Raw genomic sequence first — 17,621 nt, 5'->3', positions numbered from 1 at the left:
AACTGAAGATTCCGTGTTCTGACGAAGGAGTCCTGAATATGGAAAACACATCAACTGCATCAACGATTTATCGCAAGGAACGAAGTAACACCGGTTTTTGGCTGGTTGTGCTGGGCGCAGCGCTCTGGGGAGTAGACCCGTTATTCCGCATCCTATTGCTGAAAACAATGACATCTACACAGATTGTTCTAATTGAACATATCATCGTCAGTCTTGTTGCGATTCCGGTATTATGGAAATTCCGGGATGATCTAAAAAAACTGCGTGCACGTCACTGGATCGCTGTTATCTTTATCTCTTGGGGCGGCTCAGCCCTCGCAACGGTATTATTCACTTTGGCACTAACCCATAACGATCCCAACACGGTATTATTATTGCAAAAAATGCAACCTCTCTTCGCGATTGTACTTGCGAAATTAATATTAAAAGAAACATTGCCGCGTCACTTCGGAGGACTCTTCATTATTGCGCTGGCAGGAACGTACTTGCTTACGTTTGGATTCTCACTGCCGCTCGGTAACTGGAATAACTGGGTTCATGCAGGCAGTCTGCTGTCTCTTGGTGCCGCAGCTTTGTGGGGCGGTTCTACAGTCATGGGTCGACTGATGCTGGGGCAGGCAAGATACGAAACGGTGACATCCCTTCGCTTTGTCGTTGCCCTTCCACTCCTGATCTTCATGACCTGGAATGAAGGCGCACCTTGGACACTTCCCGCAGGTACAAGCGCACAAGCAGCTGTTATTCTGAATATTTTGGGGCAGGCACTATTGCCAGGATTGCTCAGCCTGCTTCTCTACTATAAAGGATTGTCGTCAACGAAAGCTTCTGTCGCAACTTTGGCGGAACTCAGCTTCCCTATGGCTGGTGTGCTCGTGAACTGGATTGCCTTCCGTACGCTGATAACCTGGGAGCAATTGCTTGGCTTTATCCTCATCTGGATCGCGCTATTCCTGATCTCCAAACAGCAGGAACGTTCTACACCGATTGCCGAAGCTGCACCCAAACTTCGCACGGAGTAATAGATTTCATCTGATTCAAACAACCGAGCACTGTTTCACCTTAAAGAGGTGAGCGGTGCTCTTCTTCTACCCTCTTTCTTTGATCATATTGGCTTGTTTTGTCTTTTGCCCGCCTAGGTGGTACGATGGCTTATGGAACATGGAACATGGAACATGGAACAAGGAAGCTAACAGGAACTATTTTCAGAGAGGAACGATTACAGATGTCTTCATTCTCATATACCTCCTATGACGCTATAGGACTCGCCGAACTGATTCGCTCCCGGGAAGTATCCCCGGTTGAACTACTTGAAGCCGCCTTTGCACGTCTGGAAGAAGTGAATCCGCAACTGAATGCAGTTATTCGTACATATGAAACCCGTGCTCGGCAGGAAGCCAGCATGGTTAGGCCTGGAGAGCAGCCGTTTGCTGGCGTGCCGTTACTGCTCAAAGATATTTCTCAATCTTTGGAGGGCGAGCATCTTACCTCCGGCTCCAGGCTGTTTAGCGAGCATCGAGCCCTTCGCAACTCGAATTTCGTAACGCGTCTGCAAGAAGCCGGCTTTATTGTGATTGGACATACAAATACACCAGAATTCGGATTAAAAAATATAACCGAGCCCCGGCTGCATGGCCCTACACGTAATCCATGGAATGTGAACCATTCTCCCGGCGGCTCAAGCGGCGGAGCCGCTGCAGCAGTGGCATCCGGCATCGTGCCTCTTGCCGGAGCAAGCGATGGCGGTGGTTCCATTCGAATTCCCGCTTCTTTCAGCGGTTTGTTCGGGCTGAAACCGACACGCGGACGCACTCCGGTTGGTCCGGGCGTTGGACGCCAGTGGCAGGGAGCCTCCATTGATTTTGCCTTATCCCGCTCCGTCAGAGACAGTGCTGCACTGCTGGATACGCTCCAGATTATTCAACCGGAAGCCGCATTTCATGCACCGTTATTCCCCGGAAGTTACCTGGCTGATATGAACTATCCGCATCAACGCAACTGGCGTATCGCTTATACGACGGATTCACCTGTAGGCACAACTGTCAGTGAAGATGCCAAAGAGGCGGTGATGAAACTTGTCCATTTCCTCGAGGCTCAAGGGCACCATGTGGAGGAAAAATTAAGTCCAGTCAATGGCGTACGCCTGATGGAAAACTATTACATGATGAACAGCGGTGAGATGGCCGCAATGATCTCCTCGATGGAACATGGCTTGGGTCGTTCACTCACCGCAGATGATATGGAGATCGAGTCGTGGGTACTCTCCGAAGCCGGCAAAAAAGTATCTGCTGCTGAATTTGTGCACAGTTTGGCAGAATGGGACGTGGCGGCTGCGCAGATGTCAACGTTGTTTGAACGGTATGATTTTTACATCACACCTGTCAATGCTTTTCCTGCACCCCGAATAGGAGAATTGACGCCACATGTTGAGCAGATTCAACATCTGATGTCTGTCAGCGATCTGAACAAAACAGCACAGCAACGTCTGATTTATGAGATGTTCAAGCCAAGTCTGACCTATACCCCTTTCACGCAGCTTGCGAACCTTACAGGTCAACCGGCCATTAGTCTTCCTCTGCATTTGACTGCAGAAGGTTTGCCAATGGGCGTTCAGGTTATGGCAACGAAAGGCCGTGAAGATTGGTTATTACATCTGGCGGGACAACTCGAATCCTCCGAACTGTGGGTGGGTATGAATGGCAATCCCATGTTTCCGACCTCGTCGGAAGCCTAAAGCTCGCAAAAATGGAAAAAAGCCGAGCAGTTTATAAAGCTGCTCGGCTTTTTTCGGTTAATTAGTTTACATAATAATTATGATGTAATGCATATATCGAACCACTTTTTAACCGGATAAATTTTCCTATCTTTATTATAGTTGTGCCACCCATTCTATTCCCTTTTAATTCCTATTTTTTTGAGCCAATCACTCAGATAATTAGCCCCACGGGACGCTAATAAGCCAGCGGCTACAGTAGATAAGTATGCGGCTATTCCGGTAAGTCCGAATGGATTAAGCCCGAATGCAAATGCCAGTCCTACGCCTACTATAATGGAAACGGTATACGTGACTGTGTCCTTAATAGGTATTACTTTCTTGATAACCTCAGTGATCGCTTCTGTTAAGCCCGCGACAAGCATCCAAAGACCGATTGCGCCTACTGCTGTAGCCATTACGCCAGTTAAAGTTACCATTATTTATTCACCGCCCTGGCAATTAGGATTGTGTTCAGGAACGCCAGTTCAGAAGCAGTCAGCGTACCATTCTTGGCTTTGGTAATCCAAGCTTCGTCCGTAAAGAACCCTTTATCCTTAAAGTCTGTCAGGTTCTTTACAAGCATATCTATTGCCCATTTATCAAGCTTCATAGGTTCATCGTCCTCCGACAATTCAGTTTTAGTTGGTGATTCAGGCGTACTGCAGTCCTTCAGTTCAGCCGCCACATCGTATAGGAATTGAGTCTTACTGATCCCCAAAATTTTCAAGGCATTCTTGTACGGGTCTGACTTGCGGTTCGGATCAAGCTCATTATGGCCTGAAATCCGCTTCAGGGGATTCAGTCCGTACTTGTTACATAGATAGGCCATATACCATACATACCGTTTGTAAGCTTCTTGGTTATTGATGTTCCCCTTCTTATTGGAGTAACACAGTTCTACTCCGATTGCGTGGTCATTGGAATCAAAGCCGTAAAGGTCATTGTCTGTAGTGACGTTGTACAGCACGTGCCAAGCCTTCTCAGTGAGCGGCACACACTCAATGATGATCTCATCATCAATAAAGGTATGCGCAGAAGCACTCTGGGCGTTGGCAGAGTTCGTATAATAGTTCACGTTACCCACCGCTGTACTGCCGTCATTACCCGTGTCATGCGCCACAATGAATTCAATTCCTCGGTTCTTCAGACCGGAACGTCTCTTCGTATTGACAGGTATGTATTGCTGTACAATCGAATACTTTATCTTGAAAGCCACCTCTTTCACCCTTTCTATTCAATCTTTGGAGTACGATCCCCTACCGTTTCCTCCACGATATTATTGACACTTTCTACTTGAGCATTACCAGGAACGGTAATGGTAGTTTCTATATTGGGAGTCTTGAACTCCCTCACAGTCTGTACTGCGAATACCCCGCCCACAATGGTCATAACGACCGGGCTAAGGCTTACTATCACCTCAATCGAGACAGCGCTGACCGCCACCCCGAAGAATGGCGCAAAGAATGCAACAAGCAGGAATAGTGCAAACAGACCGCCAAACAGTACCATTAGGAAATCCTTAGCGGAGAAGCCGTCACTATCGTTCCAGAATGCGTTCTTTACAAACTTCCCCATCTTACCGCACGTCACCTCTCCGGCTTGAGAGTTGAGCCACCAATTGCTCTACCTTGATATTCAGTAGCCTGTTCTCACTAATCAGTTCCATGTTTTCCTGACGAAGCGTGATGACTTCGTTGCTTAGTCTCTCAATCTTTTCTTCCGAAGCTGTGAGACGTTCAATCAACCTTTCACGGAAGGCTTGCTCGTCTTTGGAGAGCAGCTCTCTATCCGTTACCTTGTTATTGTTTTTGCCGCTGGCGTAGCCGATTACACCGGATACAGCAGTACCAACGAGGCCAACGATTGCTGTGATTACACCTACGTCCATATCTGTCACCTGACCTTTTCTATCTGTTTGTGGGCACGTTGATAAGTCACATAATAATCCGGTGTATATTGTGTGACTAAAAACAACGGGATGTGATGTAATAATAAATTATGCGGAGACGCACTCTACCTGCAAACAGTTAAGAATTTGTCCGAATTGACCATAGAAAGTTACGAACGGGATATCAAAGGCGTCGGCCTCCCCAGTAAAGTGCGGTGAAAAAGAAAAGTTCCCACCTAAAGCACTCTCTGAAGTTGAAGTTTCCGCTTTGATCGACACCGATTCCGAACACCGACTTAAAAAGCAAATGATTCTCAGAAAAAAATTAGAAAATTTCAAGGAGTTTCATCATCTTGCAACTACAATATAGGTAATTTCACCTAAAAAATAACCCCTACCGAGTAATGGTAGGGGTTATTCCTCGTTACATAATGAAGCAATATCCGTAGTCAGCAACTACATCAATTGTGGAGATAAGATCGTTACGGTAGAGCACGTAAATTTTCGATGGGACTGTACGGAATTGCCATGTTTCGATGAAGGAGGGAAGGTCTGATTTATCGCTCCTTCTTGCTACGATTCTACCATTGAGGTCTTTGACAGCACTTCGTCTTATGGTTATTGTAGCTTTCAGGTCAGCAATTTCAGTTCTCCTTAAGGTGATTGTACAATTTAGCAAATCACTCTTTTCCAAGACTTCAAGCCGCATAGGGATTTCAGACAAAGCACTTCTGCGTACAGTAATTTTTGAATTAAGGACTCTCCATTGAATGGTGTTAATGCTACCTCCAATGTCGCTGTTGTCTCTTCTTCTTACCGTAACCTTGCAGGTCTTTTCGGACATGCTCGAACGCCTTACGGCAAGTTTCGAGTTCAGGTTAGTACTGAAGAGAACGTAAATGCTGGAATCAAGGTCTTCATCAGCAACAGGAATAATGAATACCTTGCCTGTCATTTTATTTAATGCTGGTACACCTATAGTAGTCAGCAAATCGTTGTTTTTTCTATAGACGATGCTTACGTTCGCCGAAAGGTCGATCTCTCCTTTAGCCCGTACTTTCAAGCTAGAAGGAATATTATACTCGGCTTTCAGAACAACCTGTAAACTCCCAACGATATCGGACGCAGGTGAGATTTCAATTCTTCCGTCAATGTCGGTCTGTCCAACAGGCACAAAGTCAACGTGACCTGTCATCGTGTTGTCGAATCGTACACCAATTGTCGAAGGGATAGTATATCTCATTACAGGGACAATGACTGACACAAGGTCACTAAATCCGTGTCTAACGACCGTCATGCTACCGCCTACATCGTGGTCTGCCCAATTCCTTACTCCGATAGTAGCGACGAACTGTGACCATTCTTGTACTTGCAGAGTAGTTGGAATCTCTGAGATGAAACGATTCTTTACTCCGATTGTACCTTCCAGGTTTTTGTTTCCGTAAGCAGGTACGGCGATTACCGAAGCCAAGTTACCTGATATTACTTGAATGCTCGAAGGAATCATGCTCGCTCCTACTACATCTAGGATCGCAACGATATCATTCATGTACTTAACGAATACCTTAGAACCTAAGTCTTCACTATCCTTGAACATTACATTAATAGTTGACCGTAGGTCTTTGTTAAGCACTACGTTAACTACACCCGCAAGTTCAGGTCTGTTTACAATCAAGTCACTACCAAGGGATTGCACTGTATCGACTTTGACCTCAACAGTAGAAGTAACGTCTAAGCGATCAGAGACTTTAATGCTTGACTGAAGAATTTCCCTACTTACCGCAATATCTGTCGCTAGTTCATCTTGACCAAATGCATTGACCGTAATAGAAGCGTCAATGTCGCTAGACAGAGTAACTTCAACGCGTGAAGGTAAATCAGGCCTGCTTACTTCAAAAGTCACGGGGAGATACTCGAACCAAGTCGAATTGACCATTAGTTTCGATGGCAGGACTTCTGTATTGGATACGTAAAGCGCACTGCACAAGCTGTAACCTACTACGACGAGCGCAGAAGGGATATCAGCTTGCCCTACACTCAGTACCATGACTTCAGAGTAAAGGTCTCTATTAACCCTTACGATAACCTTAATTCTTCCTTCTACGTGATATTCTACGTTGTGACGAACAGTGATCCTGGAAGGAAGTTCGCCATTCTCAGAAAGTTTCGCTGTTATGGAGCCGCCCAAGTTCGGTCTGGACACTGTTAACGGAGTGGTTAAGTTTTCAGTATTCTCTCCACGAACCGTAAGACGCAATTCGACATCGTTGTGTGAGAGGACGGTCAGAGATGCAGGTCTCTCTTTCACATTGACGATCAGCCAAGAAAAGAAGTCTTGCTCCGTCCAAACTCTTACGCCGACCGTTGAAGGCAGGTTTACTCTGTTTTTAACGTAAAAACTGATTGGGAGATCAGGCTTGCTCACTACCATTTCGCCGTCAATCTTACTAAGGGACTTGTTAGATACTCCCAAACTGGATGATATATCAAGCTGGTCACGGTACATGGTAGTGATGCTCGAAAGCATATCAGGTCTGCTCACGTTTGCTACACCTTTGAACTCATTGTTACGAGTTACCTCAATGGATGCAGTAATGCCTACCTCCAACCAAGCTGGTTTTCTAACTCTAATCCTTGACGACAAGTTCTTACGAGAAGAGACCCGAACGCTAGAGTCGATGTTAGAACGTCCAAAACTCCATACAGCAGGGTCAAAGTATGTGACCACTAACTGAGGTATTAGACTTGATTCTTTGGAGAAGAAGTACTCGTAGTTAGGTTCGAATTCATTAAACGCCACCAAGTAGAAGTCAACTAGGTGGTTTCCTACAGTGTATTGTTGTTCGATGAAGTCTGTCACATCGAATGTTACGTATCCCTCTTCAGTGTCTACCTTATAGGAGTTGGAAATTTCAGTCCCGATATTCGGACGGTTGTTCCATGTTACACCTGTTTCCGACCAGTTTCCGTTTACTGCGAACAGCTTCAGATTCTTAGTTGGTACTTGACCGTAAATCATACGGAGTTCAACCTTGTCGAAATCATAGCTTGCTTTCAGGCTAGAGATATCAAATCCTAACAGGGAGCGAAGCACCTTGTCCCTATAACTACCTACTGCGAAAGTTGTCTCTTCCCCATAGTTAAGAGTTGGAACGTCTTCCCTCACATAAGCGTCTCTGACAATATCCAGAACAACTTCTTCACGGATTGGCAAAGTAATATCCACAATACCTGTCATTTTGTTCGTAGGTGTAACTCCCATGATACTAAGGAGGTCTCCAGCCCCGCCCTTTACTACGTCGATTTCGGATTCGAGATCGCTGTGAACACGAATCTTAGCAAGGATTTTAGAAAGAATTTCGCTTTGTGCAGGGTACATGACTTTGATTCTACTGGTCAGGTCTGCACGACTTGGGATAATAACGCTCCCCTGTAGATCATCTTGCCACAGAATGAACATGCTAGAATGAATATTGGACTGTGTTTCCCTACGGACAGAGATTCTACCGTTCAGATTTCTTACAATCCAAACACGGACCTTGCCTGTTAGTTCTTCGTTCTGGGTTCTCTTTACCGTAATCTTAGATTTTATGGATTTTTCAAAGAACTGGCGTACTATAATATTTCCGTCTATCGTGTCGTATTGGACAATTTCTATGGCAGAGTCAAGGTCACTTGCCATACGCACCCTAACGGTAAACTCCCCGTGAATATCGCCGTTCCCGTAGGCAGGGACTTCAATTGTACTAAACAAGTATTCGGAATTTACTCGGATGCTGGATGGCAACATACTTGCTCCTACAATATCCATCTCAGCCAGGATGTCTTTTCTGAACGGTACGATGATTTTGGATTTAAGTTCTTTCATAACGGTACGTCTGACTGTGATACTTCCTGTAATATCGTTGTGGATAATTGGGAAGATTAACCCTTTCAAGTCAGGTCTGGATACAGCCGTCTGTCCTATTATTTCACTTCTGTCAGTCCGTCTCACTGTAACTATGCCATCCCAATCACTGCGGAATCTGACGTAAACTGAAGAGTTAAGGTCAGGTCTGGATACTGTTATGCTAGATTCCTTTGTGTTGTCGTTCGTGTGCCTTACAGAGATACTTCCCTTGTAGTCGATGTAAGGGTTGACCTCAATCGTACCGAGTAACTGGTACTGATTGGCAATGATGCTTGAAGCAATGTCAGTATTTTCGCCGCCCCTTGCAATCATCACAGAATCTAGGTCACTACGATTCAGGACTTCAATCGTACCAAGTTTATTACGCTCACTTACAATGAACTGCCCTGTAAGGTCTTCGTCCACTGTACGCATTACCTTGATTGTACCAACTTTGTCGATGTAAGGTCTTATGTAGATGGTGGCAGGGCGCTCTTTTACGGTTACAATCGCCCACCCGTAAAGGTTGTCCTCACCCCATACTCGAACACTTAACTTCGACGGAGTGTCTTTTCTGTTGGCTATGTAAAGAGTCTGTTTCAAGTTTGGTCTGGACACCATAATACTACAGTTTTCAAGGTCGTTCAGGTCTGCTTCCCGTACTGCCACTTCGGAAGTCAGATCGCTCCAAGTCCCTACTCTTATGATACCTTTACCCTGCAGGTTTGGTCTGGAAATCATCAAACGGGAAGGAAGGTTCTCGAACCGATTGCCTGAAGGTGTGACCGTTATTTTCGAAGACAGGTCGTTCTTATCGGATTTCTTGAATACATTAATCTTGGACGATAAATTCTTTGTACGTGGGTACATTACCAAGATGCTTGTATCAATTCCAGAACGCCCAGTGCTTCGGATGACTTCATCAAAGTATGTGTATTCGATGGACGGTGCTAAAGATACACCTGCGTCCATTGAGAAAAACTGAGACGATTCGTCAGCTTCGTTTACCGCTCGGACGTAGAAGTCTACGATATTTTTACCTTCAACCTTAGCTTGCAGGATGTAGTCGGTGATATTGAAGGTGATGAAGCCTTTCTCAACGTCTGCTGTAAAGCCTTCTTGGCTTACTACATCGCCTGCATTTGGTTGGTTGTTCCAAGTGACTCCCAACTCTGTCCAATCACCTGTCACAGCTCTTAGTTCAAGTGGGTGTGTTGGAGTACGCCCGATGGAGTGCTTAAGCTTCATAGAGACTTTTTCAATCTTGTAATCATTGGACATGCCCAAGATATTCGTGATATCAAATCCTACAAGGCTTCGGAATATCTCTGTACGTGAGGCACTGTACCCTGCAACCAACGTCTGTTCCCCGCCATAGTTCAGCTTAGGGTACGCTTCACGAATGAATGCGTCTCGTTTCGCATTTAGTGTGTCTGTAACTCTAGTAGGCTGTTGGATGTCTACGATTGCAGTCATCCGATTGGAAGGAGTTACACCCAAGGTCATCGGCAGGTCAGAGACTTGATTTACGTTCACCTCAGAGGTTACGTCACTATCCCCAGTGCCCCAAATATCAGTTTGGCCTGTCATCGAGTTCCGTAAGCGTACACCAATTCTGCAGTCAATAGCGGACTCACTGATACCCATTGCGAAGATACTGCCGCCTATTTCCTCTGTTCCCCGACCGAAGATATCGACCGTACCTTCCATGGTGTTCAACTCTCGAACGGCAATCTTAGATTTAAGGTAGCTGTCATCCATTCTCTTGATGCTTATTTTTGAAACGAGATCAGCTTCCCTTACGCCCCATATAAACGACGTAGCGTCCATAGTGTTGTTCTCAGTTACGGAAATCTTAGAAGGTAGATAAGAATGACTAGGCACGGCTAATATACTTTCTAGGTCACTATCCCTTACGCCCCATATAAACGATGTACCGTCCATGGTGTTGTTCTCAGTTACGGAAATCTGAGAAATAATATGCTCGTGCCTAGGAATGTCAATGCTCGATGGAATGTCACCCTCAAGACTGGATCGAGGGGTAATGCTTCCATCTATTTGCGATTGGTCTTCCCTGAGTACTGTAATGCTAGACGGCATGGTGTTTCTCAATGTAACTTCGAGGTAAGAGTCCGTGTCATACTTAGAGTTAAGACTGCCTAAGTAGGTGATTGTAACGGACCCATCGCTGCTGTTAGTTCCGCTGATATTGGTCTGTGACGTACCGGAGTTGTATGATCCACCGCCACCACCGTTACCTGCGGAATAGTACACACCACTGCCGCCAGAGTATCCGCCGCCACCGCCCGCACCGTGCGAGTAGTTAGTTCGAACGTCACCACTACCACCACCGCCACCAAATCCACCTTCTGCGGCGGCAAATTTACCGCCAGTAAACCTCTTACCCCCGTTTCCATTTACCTTAGCACCGCTCTCACCATCGGATAGCCAACCTGCACCGCCGCCACCTTGGTAGTCTGTGTTGTAGTCGGTAATCGAATAGCCGCCGTTTCCGTCAGTCCCTCCAAGCCCCGCCAAAGTGGTACTAGGGAGAGGGGCACTTCCACCCTGCTGACCATTCATACTAAACGTACCGTGAACACGCTCACCATTGGTCTGTGACCCACCTGCGCCGCCGCCGCCGCCACCTGCGGCGATTAAAAGACTGTTACCTCCAATAGCCCCTTTGTATACGAACGAACCGCCGCCACCTGCGCCACCGCAGTTCGCGTTCCCGAATCCATCCTGACCTTTCTGTCCGACAACGACATTTATAACCTCTCCCACATAGAGAGTAAAGCTACCTGCCATTGACGCGCCGAGACCGCCGAGTTTACCTACAGGAGTCGCTGACTGATTGCCGTGACCTCCCTGAGCACCTAACGCCTGTATTCTATATACCCCGTCAGCAGGTACAGTCCAGTTCTGGACAGTCCCGTTTCTTAATGTACCATTTGCGACAAAGCTGTAAGCCGTCCCTAGCACAACCTCCCACGCATACTTGCCACTGTAAACCCCTGTACCTGTTTTTACGCTGGAGTAATTCGTTTCGTCGATAGTTTGACCGAAAGAGCAGCTGGTGTATGCTGACGTATTCTCAGGAGCAGCATTTGCAGTAAATGCTCCGTTGTTTACTACGTACTTCGTCCCGCCAGAATAAGAACCGAGTAATGCGCCTGTGGGAGTCAGGAACGTGCAGTTATTGATTTCAAAGGAGGAAGTTTCCGTATTGTCGTAGACCATAGAAGGCATTGCGTTGGTCTTGAATACGCAGTTGATAGCCTTACCCTTGACAGGCATGCTCGTACTAATCATGCGCGAGAAAAGAGCCTTGTTGTAGTTAGTAGTTCGGCTACCGAAATTAACGTCAAATATTACATTGTATACCTTTGAATCTATATGCCCAAAGGAGATTGCGTGAACGTCGCGGACAGATGTAGTGCGCCCATCTATGTTGAAGATGGTCTTTCCGGCATCCCCGACAAATGTGATCCCTTTGTTTTGGTCGTCAAGCCCTCCTGCATCGAGGTTAGACATGGCATTGTAGGTACCTGCCTTGGCGTACACTGCGTCTCCTGTTACTGCAACGGAAACTGCTTTCTGTACCGTCTTGTATGGCAAGGAAGCTGAACCATTACCAGTAGTGTCATTTCCCGTAGCACCTTCAACGTAAATGACACTATTAAAGTATTCATCAACTCCCGATATCTTCATTAATTCAGCCACGATCTATATTCACTCCCTTCCCATTGTATTGAGAAATTACCTTCCCATTGTATTGAGACACAGAAAAACCCTTACCACCATTATAAGATAGTAAGGGCTTTTTCTAGCTTTTTCCTGGGTCAGCTTTGACTAGGATATCGAACATCCCGCCCCACATTGCTTGACGATTAGTAGCTATACGAACATAGAAGCTAATCTTTGCATTATGCTCTAACTGCTCTACATAGACAAGCTGAGTACGTGGCTCGAAGGGAGCGTCTAGCTTACTTATTTCAGCCTTGGCGTTGACTCCATCAAGTTCCCTTTGGTCAACCCACAGCCTGACGTTCTCTACGGGATACCCAAGCGTGTTCTTGACATACACCCTCTCTGCGGCCGTCGTCTGCCCGGCTACCATTGTGCCGAAGTCAAGGTACTTTAGCACATCCCCGAAGTCATCTGAATAGAACGACTCTGCCGCATCGCAGAACAACAGTCCTGAATACATACCCATGAAGATCATATCCCTCGACTTCGAGCCGCCCAATTCATCCAACGTTTCAATGCGGACCGTGTTGTTCTTGCCCTTATTTACTTTTGTTTTCGGGATGACGTACTGGATTGTCAATGGTACAGGGTTGTAGCCCGTGTATCCGTTCTCAGGATAGAGCTGTGATCCGTTCAGAAGAATTCGATACTGCACCTTATCTGAGTCGGGATCTGTGACCTCAGCGTTGATAAAGTTACCAAGAACTGTGCCTGTGATTGAAGGTGCGGTATTGGTCTTGATAATAATCTGTGTCCACGTAGTTAGCGAGCCTAAGTCGTCTTGCACTTCAATCTTGAGAGTGTTCGCCCCCACGTTGAAGTCTGCGTTGTTGATGACTAGCCCAATGTCAACAGGTGGAGGGGTTAATTCTGTGAATCCTGCAATCGGATACTTTTGTACATTGTTCAGTAACACACGGTACTGCACTCTATCCCCTTCAGGGTCGGATAATGTACCTCCAATCATAACGTTATCTTTGTGAATCTGAGCCGCTGATAATTCAGGAGAAGCTACAGGGGGATTATTAGTCTTCGTTGTAGTCCAAGCAATGGAGTCTGTATGCCCTTGTGAGTCCTGTACCTCTAACATCACCGTGTTACTTCCGAGATTAAAGTACGTATGTGATAAATCTTTAGTAAGAATGAAGTCCGTCAACTGTGATGAGGTCCATCCAGATGAAGGGAATTTTTGTTCACCATTAACCAAAACCCGATACGACACCAGGTCATTGCCCACATGTCCGATGGTAGTAACAAGCTGACAGTCCTCCTTATGAAATGACGGTGTAATACTTGAATCTGAGAAAGTGAATGAAATCTGACCGCCACCCATAAGTCTACGAACGTCACTAGCGACATTCTGCCAAGACACGACACCTGTACTACTGTTGTTGTTCGTAGCGACTCCCAACATCCCGTAATAGTTGTACCCTACGCCTCTAACTTTACCATCGTTGTCGAGTACAAGAGTATGGTAGTAACCCATAGCTACTTGTTTAACGTTGGTTGTAGCAAGCCTTGGGGTGTAGTTTATATTTCCAGATACATAACCCATACCTAACTGTCCATAATCATCGTATCCAAATGTGTACAGCTTAGAGTCGTTTGTTATTACACCTGAGAAGTAGCCGCCGCAGACGACAGAGCGGCAGTTATCCATAATCTTGTGCGGCACTCCGTAGAAGTTATTTGTGCCATTTCCTAGACTTCTGCCTGTCTGTCCGTAGTAGTTATACCCTGTACCCCACACAGAACCGTCAGTTTTCAGGAATAGCGAGTGGTATATGCCGCCATCTACCTGACGAACGTCATCCATTACAAAGGTGAACGAAAGTTTATTACTTCCGTTATTAATTCCCAAACCACCGTACCCATTGTATCCTGTTGCATATAGCTTATTTTGTTGGTCTATGATGAATGAGTGGGTATACCCTGCCCCTATTCTCCGAATATCAGTTGCGACCTTCTGAGGGGTGTATGTGTCTGAAGTTCCACCATTACCTAACTCCCCGTGAGCGTTGTACCCGAACGTGTATACATCACCATTGTTCTTGAGGGCGACAGTGTGCAGGTAACCGCAAGTAACTTCTTTAACATCTGACATGACCTTTACAGGTGTATAGTTAGCGTTACCGTTCCTCCAACCTCTGGTATCCCCCAACTGCCCATAGTACCCGTATCCGAACGTGTACAAGTCGCCGTTCATTAGCAATACTGCTGTATGGTAGTACCCTTCAGCGACCATCTTCACATTGGACAGTGAAGTTGATTTTGTCTGCGTAGGGTAGACGGAAGAACTACTGAATCCTAGCTGACCGTGGCTGTTATACCCGAATGTATACACATCACCGTTGTTCTTGATATACGATGAATGGAAAGCCGACTGTGTACTCATTATTTAACCTCCCAATAACCGCCTTTTAAGCGGGGTCCCCTACGACTCTGACATCGAAGAAGCCGCCGCCAATGGCTTTTCTTGAAGTGCTTATTCTTACGTAAAACGTAACTTGTTCACCGTGCTCAAGAGAACCCAACTCTAGTATGTGCGTTGGTGTGAATGGTTTGTCCGTCAGGCTTAACTGCACTTTTTCTTCTACGGGGTCTAAGTCCTTCTGGGCTGTGGTCAATATTATATTCTTGACCTTGTACCCCACCGTATTCTTTAGGAAAACCTTAAAAGTACCTGAGGTGTTACCCGCCACGACAGTACCGACTTCAAGATAACGAAGGACCTCTCCGATATCGGTAGAGTAGAATTGGTTATTCTCAGAGACGAACATCAGACCTGCGTATTCAATCAAAGGATTAGTCACCCAACTAGATGTGACCCCCATGTCGTCTTCCATGACAATCTTTACCTCATGCACGTTACCAAAAATGATGGATTCTTTAGGCAGTCTATACTGGACATTAATTGGTGTTGGGAGGTATTGAGTCATTGTCCCAAGTGTAGGAGGATACACTTGATTCCCGTTCACTAAAATCTTGTATCTTACAGCATCTCCGTCACGGTCAGTAATATTGGCATATAACATCTGCCCCCTGACCGATGCTTCTTCAGCTTTGGCTTCTGCATTGAACTTCTTGATCGTAAAGGATTTTGTCACAGTAGAGCCGAACTCGTCCACGACATTGACCGTTACTAAATTGTCACCAATGGAGAGTCTGCTATTCCTAATAGTGTGGATGTATGTGTAAGGAGTCTTGAGGTTTTCCGTGAACCCTGACTCCGGATATTCAGCCGCCCCGTTTATCAAAATCTGGAACTTTGTCATATCCCTCTCTGCGTCAAACACAGCAACCTCCAGCGCCACATTTTCCTTGTGGCAAGTCAGAGTTGAAGCCGTCAGGTTAAGGCTGGTATCGGTGTTTATCTTGGCGATGTTCAATACAAAAACAGAAATGCTCCCGCTTGAATCAACCGCTTCCACGGTCACGGTGTTGATTCCAATTTCTAAATCTTTGTTCATTAGTAGATGATTTACTACGATTGGAGAAGGCAGTGTAGTTACTGATACCTTCTCCACACCATTCACGAAGACTTTATAAGACACTGGCTTATTGTCGATATGGGATATACTTCCTGTAAGGGCGTAGTCCTGCCTAGCCAGTGTAGCAGGAGTTACCTTCATGTCGTTGAAGTTCGGTTTCCTGTTTCCGATTTTCAGTTGGGTCAGAGCGTATTGGTAGCCATTAGCCGTTACAAACGTTTCCCCGTCATAGTTATAACTGGAAGCGTTGAAGTAGCTATTGACGTTATTTGCAATCGGGTAGGCATTAGCTAAATGCCCATCTCTAACACCAAATGCTCCTACGTGCGCCCCTGTTGAAGTAGGAAGAAATACATAGTCATCCGTCACCGCAAAGCTGCAAAGGTTGTTTGGGAAATACCAAGGAATATCTGTAACGAATTCAGGTACAACGTTGTCCGTATCAAGTTTAATCCTGTACAGCTTGGCGATACTTCCCGCAGATTGGTGGTTAGCTAATACGTAAGCATACCCGTCATTTGTCTGCTTGTTGAGTGCAAATTTTACGCCCGCCCAACTATTTAGCGTGTCGCCACCAGCCACGTTATTCACGATACTGTAAGCCTTAACAAGAGAGACACTCCACGACATGCCATTCTTTGTGATTAGGTATTTATACATTGTAAACGGCTCTTCATTATGTACGGTGTACAGGTGTCCGTTGAAGGGGTTGTAATCGTAGCAGTCAGGGTATGATGTAGCTTGTCGCCACCCTGTTACTTGGTAAGACCTTACGCTCCGAACAGCGCCGCCGATGTTGGTAGCCCTGGTCATGTGCCAGATATCGTTACCGCCATGACCCGTATCCCCGATCACGTCCAGCGTATTGTCAATCTGAACCAATTGCATATTGTACGTATACCATGCAGGAATACTCCCCACATTCTTAATTGAGTTATCAAACCCCTTGCTTAGGACGTCTCCATAGAACTCCACTTGTTGAATCGTTTGGTCTTTACTTGCCCCCTTCCTGACCAGGGTTACGCTCTTTCCGTACCAATTACCATTTAACGTAGTGTAGGTTCCTGTAATAGTTATGTTGTCAGCTATCTTGAGGTTATCTATATATATAGAAGTATTATACATAGGGTAGCTTACGTGAGACCTGAATTTTAGTTGAGTAAATCTAATTGGCGTGTCCCACTGGAACATGAACCCTGCGTACAGATCCCCGTTGTCATCAAACGGGTACGAGGTATTTCCGGTCATTAAGGCGGGAGGATTCCATCCAGTGTACCCACTGGCAAATGCGTAGTCGTACTGAGGGGCAACATTCTCAATAGAATCCGTGTACCATTGCCCAATAAGTCCATTACCTTCCGGCAGTCCTTCTGGCGTGTTCATGGCTAACGAGATTTCTGCCGCAGATAACTTTCTGTTCCAAATACGAAAATTGCGTATATAGCCATTGAACAAGTAACTACCACTACCCCCAAAGCCACCAATCCAAGCAACATTAGTGACCGAACGGTTAACGTTGGATGCGTTTCGGTTGGAGATGACTTGCTTCACACCATCGATATATAGTTCCACGTTTGTTGCGTTGGGTACTCCATTATAGAATACTCCTGCTACATGTACCCATTTGTTGGCCAGGGAAGCGCTAGGGATGCCCAATACATCGCCGTTGTTTGTGTTAAATCCAAAACCGCCACTAGCAAAGTAGAGGTCGTAGTTACTCCAACCAAACGGCATAACACCGTCTACTCCACGCCAGTACATCCAAAATTCAACTGTGTTTTGCGCCCCCAACGCAAGGTTAACCCCTGTTGCATCAATCTGAACACGTTGACCTTTTAGATTAGCCAT

The 17,621-nt window shown here is 45.9% G+C and carries 9 protein-coding genes; 2 read left to right on the top strand and 7 right to left on the bottom strand.

The window, feature by feature from the left end; translation table 11 throughout:
* Positions 1-38: 38 nt before the first annotated feature.
* Positions 39-1,019: a DMT family transporter gene (locus tag ACUTVW_RS06585; protein WP_445645062.1), complete on the top strand. Its 981-nt coding sequence runs from the start codon at positions 39-41 to the stop codon at positions 1,017-1,019.
* 203 nt (positions 1,020-1,222) lie between these two features.
* Entirely contained in the window at positions 1,223-2,731 is a 1,509-nt protein-coding gene (locus ACUTVW_RS06580) for an amidase (protein WP_445645472.1), read from the top strand.
* Positions 2,732-2,886: 155 nt separating this feature from the next.
* On the opposite strand, the gene ACUTVW_RS06575 is transcribed toward ACUTVW_RS06580, so the two are convergent.
* From ACUTVW_RS06575 to ACUTVW_RS06545, 7 genes are all read right to left on the bottom strand, one after another.
* Complete coding sequence (locus ACUTVW_RS06575) at positions 2,887-3,189, bottom strand: hypothetical protein (protein ID WP_445645061.1); 303 nt, start codon at positions 3,187-3,189, stop codon at positions 2,887-2,889.
* Positions 3,189-3,968, bottom strand: a complete 780-nt coding sequence (locus ACUTVW_RS06570) for a peptidoglycan recognition protein family protein (RefSeq protein WP_445645060.1) — start codon at positions 3,966-3,968, stop codon at positions 3,189-3,191. The genes ACUTVW_RS06575 and ACUTVW_RS06570 overlap by 1 nt, the downstream gene beginning before the upstream one ends.
* Positions 3,969-3,982: 14 nt before the next feature.
* Positions 3,983-4,327, bottom strand: coding sequence for a hypothetical protein (locus tag ACUTVW_RS06565; protein WP_445645059.1), 345 nt, complete (start codon positions 4,325-4,327; stop codon positions 3,983-3,985).
* 1 nt (position 4,328) lies between these two features.
* Positions 4,329-4,640 carry a hypothetical protein gene (locus ACUTVW_RS06560; protein ID WP_445645058.1) on the bottom strand — a complete coding sequence of 104 codons (312 nt, stop codon included), beginning with the start codon at positions 4,638-4,640 and terminating at the stop codon, positions 4,329-4,331.
* 424 nt (positions 4,641-5,064) lie between these two features.
* On the bottom strand, positions 5,065-12,255 hold the full coding sequence (locus ACUTVW_RS06555) for a DNRLRE domain-containing protein (RefSeq protein ID WP_445645057.1): 7,191 nt from the start codon (positions 12,253-12,255) through the stop codon (positions 5,065-5,067).
* A gap of 103 nt (positions 12,256-12,358) precedes the next feature.
* Positions 12,359-14,677, bottom strand: a complete 2,319-nt coding sequence (locus ACUTVW_RS06550) for an RCC1 domain-containing protein (protein WP_445645056.1) — start codon at positions 14,675-14,677, stop codon at positions 12,359-12,361.
* Positions 14,678-14,702: 25 nt separating this feature from the next.
* Positions 14,703-17,621, bottom strand: coding sequence for a LamG domain-containing protein (locus ACUTVW_RS06545; protein ID WP_445645055.1), 2,919 nt, complete (start codon positions 17,619-17,621; stop codon positions 14,703-14,705).

The sequence above is a fragment of the Paenibacillus sp. TSA_86.1 genome (assembly GCF_052691815.1).
Note: the sequence above shows the minus strand (reverse complement) of the source record. Positions and strands in the feature narration are given on the sequence as shown.

Bases quoted from the DNA above. Each gene is read 5' to 3' on its own strand.
- ACUTVW_RS06585 (WP_445645062.1), top strand. From the start codon at position 39: ATGGAAAACACATCAACTGCATCAACGATTTATCGCAAGGAACGAAGT.
- ACUTVW_RS06565 (WP_445645059.1), bottom strand. From the start codon at position 4,327: ATGGGGAAGTTTGTAAAGAACGCATTCTGGAACGATAGTGACGGCTTC.
- ACUTVW_RS06550 (WP_445645056.1), bottom strand. From the start codon at position 14,677: ATGAGTACACAGTCGGCTTTCCATTCATCGTATATCAAGAACAACGGT.
- ACUTVW_RS06575 (WP_445645061.1), bottom strand. From the start codon at position 3,189: ATGGTAACTTTAACTGGCGTAATGGCTACAGCAGTAGGCGCAATCGGT.
- ACUTVW_RS06580 (WP_445645472.1), top strand. From the start codon at position 1,223: ATGTCTTCATTCTCATATACCTCCTATGACGCTATAGGACTCGCCGAA.
- ACUTVW_RS06545 (WP_445645055.1), bottom strand. From the start codon at position 17,621: ATGGCTAATCTAAAAGGTCAACGTGTTCAGATTGATGCAACAGGGGTT.
- ACUTVW_RS06560 (WP_445645058.1), bottom strand. From the start codon at position 4,640: ATGGACGTAGGTGTAATCACAGCAATCGTTGGCCTCGTTGGTACTGCT.